The organism is Clostridium sp. C105KSO13, from assembly GCF_001517425.1.
Classification (GTDB): domain Bacteria; phylum Bacillota; class Clostridia; order Lachnospirales; family Lachnospiraceae; genus Muricomes.
Genome location: NZ_FBWL01000109.1, coordinates 1 through 8,870, shown reverse-complemented (window position 1 = coordinate 8,870; position 8,870 = coordinate 1). Strand labels below are relative to the sequence as shown.

10 protein-coding genes are annotated in these 8,870 nt (G+C 39.4%); 9 read left to right on the top strand and 1 reads right to left on the bottom strand.

What is annotated here, in order from left to right:
• Nucleotides 1–510 precede the first annotated feature (510 nt).
• The 7 genes from BN3456_RS00915 (at nucleotide 511) to BN3456_RS15775 (ending at nucleotide 5,211) form a co-directional block, all read left to right on the top strand.
• The gene (locus tag BN3456_RS00915) at nucleotides 511–801 is read left to right on the top strand and encodes a hypothetical protein (RefSeq protein ID WP_207644077.1); all 291 of its coding nucleotides are present in this window, start codon (nucleotides 511–513) and stop codon (nucleotides 799–801) included.
• Nucleotides 802–875: 74 nt separating this feature from the next.
• Entirely contained in the window at nucleotides 876–2,159 is a 1,284-nt protein-coding gene (locus BN3456_RS00910; RefSeq protein ID WP_242862769.1) for a thioester domain-containing protein, read from the top strand.
• A gap of 155 nt (nucleotides 2,160–2,314) precedes the next feature.
• Nucleotides 2,315–3,109, top strand: coding sequence for a hypothetical protein (locus BN3456_RS16175; protein WP_242862768.1), 795 nt, complete (start codon nucleotides 2,315–2,317; stop codon nucleotides 3,107–3,109).
• 561 nt (nucleotides 3,110–3,670) lie between these two features.
• Nucleotides 3,671–4,282: a DUF6462 family protein gene (locus BN3456_RS16170; RefSeq protein ID WP_242862767.1), complete on the top strand. Its 612-nt coding sequence runs from the start codon at nucleotides 3,671–3,673 to the stop codon at nucleotides 4,280–4,282.
• 13 nt (nucleotides 4,283–4,295) lie between these two features.
• Complete coding sequence (locus BN3456_RS00885) at nucleotides 4,296–4,550, top strand: DUF6462 family protein (RefSeq protein ID WP_176699066.1); 255 nt, start codon at nucleotides 4,296–4,298, stop codon at nucleotides 4,548–4,550.
• Between the two features lie 5 nt (nucleotides 4,551–4,555).
• Complete coding sequence (locus BN3456_RS00880; protein WP_207644076.1) at nucleotides 4,556–4,987, top strand: replication initiator protein A; 432 nt, start codon at nucleotides 4,556–4,558, stop codon at nucleotides 4,985–4,987.
• Nucleotides 4,988–5,049: 62 nt separating this feature from the next.
• Nucleotides 5,050–5,211 carry a DUF6075 family protein gene (locus BN3456_RS15775; RefSeq protein ID WP_176699065.1) on the top strand — a complete coding sequence of 54 codons (162 nt, stop codon included), beginning with the start codon at nucleotides 5,050–5,052 and terminating at the stop codon, nucleotides 5,209–5,211.
• A gap of 232 nt (nucleotides 5,212–5,443) precedes the next feature.
• Here BN3456_RS15775 and BN3456_RS00875 read toward each other — a convergent pair whose 3' ends face one another.
• Complete coding sequence (locus tag BN3456_RS00875) at nucleotides 5,444–7,027, bottom strand: PucR family transcriptional regulator (RefSeq protein WP_089982090.1); 1,584 nt, start codon at nucleotides 7,025–7,027, stop codon at nucleotides 5,444–5,446.
• A 181-nt stretch (nucleotides 7,028–7,208) separates the two neighbouring features.
• Between BN3456_RS00875 and BN3456_RS00870 the strand changes: the two genes are divergently transcribed.
• Both BN3456_RS00870 and BN3456_RS00865 read left to right on the top strand, forming a co-directional pair.
• Entirely contained in the window at nucleotides 7,209–8,153 is a 945-nt protein-coding gene (locus tag BN3456_RS00870; protein WP_089982088.1) for a flavodoxin family protein, read from the top strand.
• Between the two features lie 79 nt (nucleotides 8,154–8,232).
• On the top strand, nucleotides 8,233–8,700 hold the full coding sequence (locus BN3456_RS00865; RefSeq protein WP_089982087.1) for a hypothetical protein: 468 nt from the start codon (nucleotides 8,233–8,235) through the stop codon (nucleotides 8,698–8,700).
• The last annotated feature ends 170 nt before the right edge of the window (nucleotides 8,701–8,870 follow it).

Sequence of the window (8,870 nt, the reverse complement as noted above, 5' to 3'; positions counted from 1 at the left end):
GGGCTACGATCTGCTGTTTGAATTCTGGAGTATAGGATTTTTGATTTTTTGCCATTGGTTGAACTCTCCTTTTTGATTATTATAGATTGTTCAACTTTTCGTGTCCACACTTATATACTAGCACCATTCTTCACTGGAAGAGCAGCTAGAACTAAAAGAAAAGCGAGAAAAATTATGCAATGAAATTTCCAAGCTGGAGAAACAAGCACGAAATGAAAAGCAACCAAATAAGAAGTTTAATCTGGTTAAAGAAATAAATAAAATTAAGGAACAATTGGATAATATTTGAAGTAAAGGAGTAAATGAAATTGGCGTTAGATATCAAGTGAAGCAACAACAGAGCCGAGTCAGCAGGAAAAGTCGTCTGTTTCTTCTTCGGCAAGTAAATCGGAAGTTACAAAAAACAATGATTCCGTACAGGTAACGAAAACACCTGATACTACCCAAGAGCAGAAACAGTCACAGCTACAACAGCAGTCAAAGCCGGAAACACCGACGGTTAAGGAAGAAGTGAAACCCACGCAGCCAAAACCGACGGAAGAAGTAAAGCCGAGTTTTGATGTTAATTCCTATGTCAATTACGCCAAGAGTTATGCTCAAAGTATCGGTTTAGAGTTGGACAGTACCGCTACGGATTGTTGGGATAATCCTATCACTGCAAATGCCAAACGCACAGGCATTAAGGATGACATTCAAAACAGGCTGAGCAGATACAAAAATGTGGAAGGATTTACCGCAGTATGGGTATGGGCAGAAAAGGTATCCGATACGGAATATGAAATCTATATCGGCTACTGCTAAAAAACAAAATAAAATACAGTATCGGACGCACTGAGATAATCGGTGCGTTCTTTCATTTTAAGGAGGAAACTTAGATGGTAAAGACGAAAATCAAGAGAGCCTTATCGTTTGTTATGGCGACGGTTCTCAGTCTCAGTGCATTTATGAGTATTGGGACAAGCACAGCGTTTGCCGCAAGCGGAGAAAAGACCAAAGTGTATATGGTTGATTTCCCTCGTGACGGCGACGCAAATTACGACGGAGTGTGGGGACACAGTAACCTTACTTTGAAGAACGGTTGGCATACCGGCAGTTCCACCCACACCAACTTAAAGGCAATTGGTTCATATTCCGGTAATATTGCCTATTGTATCGAGCCGGGTGTTTCACTCAGCTCCGGTCAGAGTATGAACAAATACGATGAAAATTATTTTAACAATATCACAGCAAACGGAGTTATCTCCGGTGATGAAATCAGACTCTTTATCGGTCGTATCTTGCAGTACGGCTATCGAGGAACGATTTCAACAAGCTGGAGGTCGCAGAACGAAAGTGCGGCAAACAGTATTGCTCACGCTTATGCAACACAGCTTCTTATTTGGGAAACTGTCGTAGGCGAGCGTGACGCAAACTTTAATCACAAAGCAGCCAGTGGTTGCAGTAATGTGAAAGATGTTATCAATGCCAAACATCCGCTTCGCAGTAAGATTATGAGTTACTACAACAGTATGGTCAGCAGTGTGCAGAATCACACAGTTGTGCCGAGCTTCTGTACTAAATCAAGCGGTTCAGCGAAAGTCAATGAGCTTGAATGGAACGGAAGCAAATATGTTGCTACCCTTACAGATTCAAATGGTGTACTCTCCAATTATGATTTCAAGGCGAATATCAGTGGTGTAACATTTTCCACAAACGGAAACAAACTTACGGTGTCAATGGATAAAGCACCGAGTAAGGAATTTACCATTACCGCAAGTAAGAAAAACGGTGTACGCAGAGGCGTTGTCGTATGGTCTGAGGGTAAGCACGGTCAAAATTCAAGCGTGCAGGATGTTGTTACTTATGCACAGGAAGTCAGCGACCCTGTAAGCGGATATGTAAAGATGAAAGTCAGCTACGGTTCTTGTCAAATTGTGAAAACATCTGAGGACGGAAAGGTTGACGGTATCAATTTCACTATTTCAGGTAACGGAGTAAATCAGACAGTTACCACAGCAAACGGCGGTAAGTTCCAGCTTGATAACCTTATGCCGGGCGTATATACCATTACGGAGCAGTCCATTGACAAATATGTTCCGCAGGAAACCCACAGAGTAGCGATACCCGTACCGAATATATCAAGAGTATCTTCAATAACGATTATACCGAACTCACATTAGAGGACGGGAGAACCGTAGGTTACAAGACATTTCAGAATGTTTTGCACCTTTGGGAAGGTCATTATGACAGCAGAACTGCACAGAGTTTCTATAACTGGAGCGTGATTGCACAGCACTTTGAAGCAATGCGTCTTTTGGGAGAATTAAATGATAGAATGAAACCGCTACCGTCGGTAGACGGACAGATGAGCTTCATATTAGACGGTCAGGCAGAGGAAAACAAAACCTCTGCCTTTACTTTTTCTCAGGAGATTATCGACGCAGTTTTGACTCGTGGAAGCGGTATTCACGAAGGTAAAATGCGTATCTATGAGCAGTTTCAAAAGAGTTTATCTTCAAAAGAAAATGTAGACTTTCTCAAAAACGAATACGGTTGGGGAGGTTCATATCCTGTCATTATCGGTGCAGGTATTGACGAACAGCACGACGGGAAAGGCATAACTCTTTCAAGAGGATTTGGAAACGACGCACCTAAACTCACTCTTAAATGGACACAGGTGGAAAAGCGTATCGGAGAGCTTATCCGTGCAGACAGATACTTAAATCCAAAGGAAAAGGAGCAGTATCCGCAGTGGCTTGAGAAGCAGGAAACACGACGGGCAGAAATCGAGGAGCAGAAAAGAAATCGGGAAATTCTTTCTACTGCACCACCGGAAGAAGCAGAGCAGACAAATGATGATGACATTATCGGTAAGGAAGTTGTGATTGACGACCGCCGATTTGTTATTGAAAGCGTCGGTAAAATAAGCGGCGATGTTTCTATGCGAGATGTCACTTTTGAGGACAGCGTAGGTTTCCCGATTAACCGTGTAGAGAAGATTGATTATGTCCGCAGTCTGCTTGCAGAGCAAACACAGGAACAGCAATTACCTGATATGGGACTATTTGAGTATCACAATATCCTTGAATACATTTCCAATGAATTAAATCTGGGAGGTGTTTCGCAATGAGGTTACAGACTCAGGTAGCACCTGAAATACAAAAGAGATTGCTTCTGTCAAGAGTAGAAGCAGAAAGCCTGAAAGAGCGTGATATTCTCTGCCCGACTTGCGGGTTCAGGATACAGAGAGTTTTTTCAGACGCAACCGGACATTTGAGTGTGAAGTGTCAGAAATGCAAGAATGTCCACATCTTAAATCTCGCTTACTTCCGAAGAATCCGTAGGAATGGATATGGCAGGAATTGCAGGCGATGAAGATTACAAGTAAATATCGAAACGATTTCTAATCGAGTAAGCGGAGATAAGCAATTTATTTGCTAAACTACCAAGCACCGTACGAAGCCGGATAAGTGAAGAATAGAAGTATTCTTTGCTGTCCAGATCCGACGGTGCTTTTTTTGTTGCTGTTTTATTCGATTATGCTTCGTGCAGTATTAGGTCTTTTCCCTTACTTGGGAAAGGACTTTTATGTTTTATACCGTTTGGCAGTGCCAGATAGCTGAGTACCCGTAATCTCCGAATTTTTGATTTCAAACCAATTCAAAAATTCAAATTTAAGGAGATTACGGAAATGACAAAGAACAACAAATTAAATAATCAGGAAGAAATTTTTGCAAGAGATTGTAAACTTATCAACCTCAAATATGAGTATGACGGATATACCGGCACAGAGAAATGGGCGATTATAACCGAACTTACTGAAGAAGAACTGTGGGATAAATATCCTGATGTTATCGGCAGATACATCCCTTTTGTTTTGCTTTCTATCGCACAGGGAAAAGTGATTATTGACGATAACAGAGAAACTATGATTTTTGACATAGAACAAAGAAGACTTTTGGAATTTGCTTTAGCAGCTGGTGCAATTTATCAATTGCCGAGAACAACATTGATTAACCACATGAAAATGGAGGAGTATATGAAACACTTATATAAGGTTCCAAACACATCAAAATATGTGCAAAAGAAATATGTGCGTATTGGAGAAGGTTCGATTATATACAGTATTGGACATCATCGATTTATTGAAATGGCAAGAGCAGCTGGTGCAGTATATAAGATTAATGAAGGTACTGGCGGAACTGTTCTGATTAGCCTAGACATATTTGATGACTATATGGAACAGTTTAGAGAGAGTCCAGTCCCGATGAAAAATCCATTATGGAAAGAAAGTGAAACGTAGGAAGGAGGCAGACATGGCATATTCGTACAAAAGCTATTCACAGACCAAGGATGTAATGAAGAAATATGTGAATGCGACAGAAGGTTCCATTATTTACAGTTTGGGAAAAACTCGTTTTATGACATTGGCAAAGGAAGCAGGAGCCATATATAAAGTAGGATCTTCAGCACTAGTAAATACAGATGTATTCGAGCAGTATTTAGAACAATTTCTTGAACCAGCCAAACCACTACCAAAACATATATGGGTAAATCAGAAGGAGAGTTGATAAAAATGGTCTTTAATTATTATTACGGTTCGGAAGCGGATCAATTTAATTTCATACGAATTCCGAAGCGGTTAATTACAGATCCATTATTTGCAGATTTGTCATTGTCTGCAAAGCTGTTATATGGAATCCTTTTAGATAGAATGAGTCTTTCAATGAAGAATAAGTGGTTGGATAATGAAAATCGTGTGTACATTGTTAATCAGATAACAGAGATTATGGAGAATTTAAATGTAGCTGAGAAAACAGCAATAAAGACTTTAAAGGAATTGGAGGATTTAGGACTGGTAGAAAAACGAAGACGTGGGTTGGGTTTGCCGAGCCTTCTCTATATTAAGAGCTTTATTGTAGATGACTGGGAGGATAATTCTAAAGATGCTGAGAAAGTAAAATCCAATAAAAACAATGGAAGTTCAAGAGCAGGTAAGCAGAACTGATATAGGTGGAGAGAAATGGATTATTTAAATAAAGTATACCTTGCCTGACCAAAAAAGGAGTAATGATTGACTTATCAGGTGGAGTAAAGGCACTGATAAGGCTGGGGTTCAACCTGTATAATGGCATGAATCAGAAGGGCACTGATATTTGTGATATATTTTGGAATCTGGATGAACAAAATCGGAGGTTGGCACTTAACGCAATTCAAATAAGATTTATGTAATTAAAAAAGCTGTGACAATGTTGCAGCTTTTTTACATCAAACCTAAATAAAAAGAAAATACAAGAGATAATAAAATGCAAGAATATCTCTTTGAAGAGGATATTATTCCTGTGATATATGGATTTGAGCAGGAAGTACCGTTGGGAATATATGATGGGAAATTAAAGATTCGATTTGCGTGATTTATATATAGGGAACAGCGAGTTGCTGTTCCCTATACTATTCAACGTGTCTATTCGTACATTTTCAAAAAATGAATCAGTCGGAATGAATAATCATAAGCAAATAGTAATTTCCCGTCATTCATATCAAACCCAAACAACGCCGACATCTTTGTGAGTCGGTAGAAAAAAGTACTCTTATGAATATGCAATTCCTTCGCAGTCGCGACAGCATTTCGATTACTGTACAAGTAGGTCTGCAAGGTTTTAATATATTCCGTGTGATGTTTATTGTCATACTCCAGAATCGCTGTGATGTGTGGATGAATCGAAGCGTGGAGAAGTTCTTTATTACTCGCCAGGCTAAATACATGTTCCAGATAATGCGAGCGGTAATCAATGATATTCGGATACTCGGCATCTGATTGTGTAACCGAAGATTGTGGCAATTCAAAGAGTGCAAGTGCCTGCCGATAGTATTTAGGTGTCTCAACAATATCATTGAATGGAAAGCTGACAGATGCAAGCATATCATTCAATTGAAGGAATGATTCAAAACGATCCAGCTGTGTTTCATTTGACAAAGTTGTATCTGTACTAGGAAGCAGAATTGTAAGAAAACCTTGGAACAGCACAACCATGCAGCGTGGGAACATGGTCAAAATCTGGTCATAATAGTATTTCGGTGACGGATGTTTTCCTGCTGGGTCCATGGATTGTAAAACCAGAACATGGTAATAAGGCTGAATTGGGTGTCCCAATTGAGTCATTCGCTGTTCGATAAAATCATAGTTATCAAATTGTCCAGATAATAAATCCCCAAGAAAATATTCATATTTCAATCCGGTCGGATTTTGATAGGCGTTATTCTTCTGCATTGCAATCGAAAGGACACGGGAGAGAACATGAATTAATTCCAAATCCTCATCCATAAACGGACGCACAATTCCACGAATACAGATGTAGCCAACAATTGCATGATTGATGCGAATTCCTGAGAAAACCCAGTCATATGGAAATACCTCGACCTTTGCAATAAACGGTTTGTGTGATTGGTAAATTTGATCGGTGAGTTTGCTGTCAATCATGTTCTTGAAAAACGGTGATTTCAAATAGAGCTTTCCGTTTCGACGTTCCAGATTTCGATCGTCGTCAAGCGGTGGATAACATCCGATGATAGAGAAACTGTTATCACAGACAGAAATCAGATTATCTATATAGGAATGTGCGATTTTGATAATTTCATTCAAACTGGTATTTCGATGGAGAGCTCGGAAGAGCTCTTCTTTTTTTAGCTGAATCTGGTGATATCGGATCATCTCGTCCTGAATCACGTTAAAGACTTCCTGAACTGGTAAATCCTGAGTGATGTATAGATAGTCGGAATAGGGTGTGTTTCCTGACAGTGCTCCATTTTTAGAATTGACTGCTTTCTCGGGAGTATTTAAAAGCAAAACATGACCTTTCGCGGATAACTCTTTGTACTCCGAGTACTGTCCGAGATATAAAAACTGCTCATCCAGAACTTCTTTCTCCATATCACCGGCCGAGAGGAACATAACACTCACAATCATGCCGTCTTCCGGCACATTTCCTAACACTTTTATTTGGAAATGTGACTCTATTTTTTCTATTACATTTTTTGTATATGCCATAAAATTCCCTTCATCAGACAAACGTCTGAAATATCATGATTAAATCGAGCAAAGTTTCTCCATTTATATAGTGCTTGTTAAATGTATAACTGATATATTTTATTATATAGTAACAGATTTCCGGAATGACTTCAATGAAATCTAGACAAATATACTAATTATATCAAGGAGGAAGTAAAACATGGCAGTAAAAGTAATGGGAATCACCGCTGGACGAAAGAACGGAAATAGTGAGCTTTTATTAAAAGAAGCACTGATCGCGTGTGAAGAAGCAGGGGCAGAGGTAACAATGATTAACCTGAAGGACTACAACATTTTAAGTTGTACCGGATGTACATCATGCACAAGAGGAATGGCACAGGGCAAACATACAGGATGTGTGCTTGATGAAAAAGATGATAAGAAAAAAATCATGGACGTTATGCTTGCACAGGATGCGGTTATCTACTCAGCACCTACATATGATTTGATGCCAACAGCGACATATTCTATGTTTGCACAGAGAAGTTTAAGTTATGAGACAGCATTTCTTGAGACAATCGGAGCAATCAAGCACAAAGACAGAATCGCCGGACTAATTTCGGTTGGTGGATCAACACGTGCATGGCAGTCAATGGCACTTGAGTGTATGCAGGCTTCTATGTTCACAACAGATATGAAGGTTGTTGACATGATCTTAGCTACAAGAGTTCCTGGTGTTGGACAGTGTCTATTAGATGATGATTTGATGGCAAGAGCACACAAGATGGGCGAGAACATCATGAAAGCAATCGCTACACCAGCAGAAGAGAGAACATGGCTCGGTGATGAGGATATGGGCTGGTGTCCAAACTGTCACTCTAACGCATTAGTACTCGGTGAGTTACAGTGGGACGGATTACATTATCCAGTTGAATGTCAGGTATGTGGAGCTGGCGGAAATTTGGAAAAGACAGACGATGGAAAATGGAAATTTGTAATTCAGGAAGACGGATACTTAAAAGACAGAACAACTGTTGAAGGAAGAGCACGTCACTTACAAGAAATCGGAGCAACAGAGGGTGGCTTCTATGCAAATCCAGAGAACCATGAAATCGTATCTAAGAAGATGGCACGTTACAAAAACAAAGAGTTCAAAGCAATCTAGTAAGGAGTAAAGTGAACCTTTCCTAATCCGCCTCTGCTGGAAATGATTCATATTATAGAGTTGAAAGGAAAATAAAAAAATGATGAGCACAAAATGTAAAGCAATTTGTACCTTAATTATGAATATTCCAATTGCGCTGGCAATTTCGTTGACAGCACAATTACTTGCAACACACACAGTCGTATTAAAATTATTATTAATCAACTTTGCAATTGCATATGTTATTTCATTTATCGTTGGAATGCTTGTTCCAGCAGTAAAATGGGGAATGGGATTCGCAGGTGTATGTAAAACAAAACCTGGCAGCCTCCCATTTGGCTTATGCATCAACGTAATCGTGAACCTTGTTTATGTAGTAGTTAACTGCATAATTCTTACATATTTCAATGTAGTAATTCTCGGTCATGCACCAATCATCGCATTTGTGATGGGATTAGTTACAATGTTCGTTCCAATCTATATCGTTGGATACATCGTATCATTCCTTTGGAATCAGCCAGCTGAGAATATTGCAAGAAACATTTGTAAAGAACCAGCACAGCATTAAAAAATGCAAATAAGACAAAGGGCTTGACCCTTTGTCTTAAAATAATGATCTCTCGGAATTCTGATTGATCATGCCAGCACTGCTGGCAACAGGACATTGAAAAGTGAATATTATCCAAAATGAAATAAATAGTGAAAAAAGAGTATGAGAAATAGACATAACTGTCGCTA